Source organism: Pseudomonas sp. MF09156 (assembly GCF_059862305.1).
This window is the reverse complement of the sequence record NZ_JCBCUR010000046.1, coordinates 1-1,591: the sequence shown is the minus strand read 5'-3', so window position 1 is coordinate 1,591 and position 1,591 is coordinate 1. Positions and strand designations below refer to the sequence as shown.

The window sequence follows — 1,591 nt, the reverse complement described above, 5'->3', positions numbered from 1 at the left end:
ATGGTATGGTCTGTGCGTTCTGACTCGTCAAGGATCGGCCAATGGATCGTTTGTCTAATTTGCTCTCGCGGTTCGGCGTGCGGGCCAATCTGTTCTATGACGGCGACCTATGCGGCTCTGCATCTTACGATGGCGCCGAGCGGCGAGGTTATATCCATCTGCTTCAGGCCGGCAGCGTGACGTTGCTTGGTCCCGATCGCAAGGATTTGCAGCTCACTCGCCCTAGCTTGATTTTTATGCCACGCCCCGCCAAGCATCAATTGTTTGCGGGTGAGTCCGATGGCGCAAAGTTGTTGTGTGCTTCCATGGAGTTTGAGGGCGGAATTGATAATCCTTTGTCGGCTTCATTACCGGACTGTTTGGTGCTCGCACTCGATGATCTGCCCATGCTGGCAGACACGTTGGAGTGGATGTTTGCCGAGGCGGCAAATGTGCATTGTGGAAGGGAAGCCGCGCTTGAGCGCTTATTTGAGCTCCTAATCATTCTGTTGCTCCGTTACCTGCTCGATCATCACCAGTTGCGCACCGGAATGATGGCTGGACTGGCCGACATGCGGCTTGCCCGATCGCTTTTACAGATGCACAACTCCCCGGAACATGCCTGGTCAATAGCAGAGCTGGCCAGTGAGTCAAATATGTCACGCGCTGCGTATGCCGTGCATTTCAAGAGTGTCATCGGACAGACGCCTGCTGATTATTTGTTGAGTTGGCGAGTTAGCCTGGCTCAGAAGCTGATGCGAGAAGGGCGCTCGATTACGCTGATTGCAGCTCAAGTCGGCTACGAAAGTCCTTCGGCGCTGTCTCGCGCATTTAGACGCAAGACGGGGTTGAGCCCTCGTGACTGGTTGAAAGATCTGGCGGGGGAAAATGATGGCAAAAAGGCCTAAGGCATTACTGCCTTAAGCCATTGAAAAAATTATGCATTAATTTTACGTTTTTCCAGTTCAACCAGCGAATGGCCTGCCACAAATATCGAAACAGCAAGCAACCCTAAGTCTTTAAGCAGAAACTGACCTGGCGCAACGGAAATCGCCGGAAACCCTAAACTAGGCTCAATGACGCCCGGAGTGGAAAACATAAAGCTAAGGGTTGTGAAGAACAGGCCTGCAGACAGAGCGCCTCCTACCACGGATAGTTTGGGCGACAGCATGCGGCCTGCGATCAGAGTGCCGATCGAAATCTCTAGTATGCCGAGCAGGCTGGAGAACATGTCGACCGAAAAAATGCTATACACCCATCCCAAAAGCGGGCTGTTGCTCACCAGTGGAACCAGGCCCTCGGCCTCGTAGTGGGTAAATTTCATGCCGCCGAACCAGAAGTAAATAATAGCGAGAGCCAAGTACGCGCCATAGATACCTAGCCCCATAGTTTTGGTTCCAAGCGTTAAGTGGGCCTGTACGCTGGACTTCGAGTTTTCAATGCCTATGGTTTTCATGTCTGAGCTTCCAGTAGTGAGTGAGAGTGTGTTGGCTGCCGAACGCCGTATGCGTTGGCGATGAGATGATTATGGCTGGCATCTCTAATCAAGAGGCATCAGAAAGTATTGATTTCAGTGCAGATCGTCTTGGGCGGTGCAATTCGCGATGAAGGG

At 52.4% G+C, this 1,591-nt stretch carries 2 protein-coding genes; one reads left to right on the top strand and one right to left on the bottom strand.

Annotated elements, in window-relative coordinates:
• Positions 1 to 41 precede the first annotated feature (41 nt).
• Entirely contained in the window at positions 42 to 887 is an 846-nt protein-coding gene (locus AC19YY_RS30955; RefSeq protein ID WP_003464995.1) for an AraC family transcriptional regulator, read from the top strand.
• A 29-nt stretch (positions 888 to 916) separates the two neighbouring features.
• On the opposite strand, the gene AC19YY_RS30950 is transcribed toward AC19YY_RS30955, so the two are convergent.
• Positions 917 to 1,435 carry a YkgB family protein gene (locus tag AC19YY_RS30950; RefSeq protein ID WP_003464991.1) on the bottom strand — a complete coding sequence of 173 codons (519 nt, stop codon included), beginning with the start codon at positions 1,433 to 1,435 and terminating at the stop codon, positions 917 to 919.
• Positions 1,436 to 1,591 lie beyond the last annotated feature (156 nt).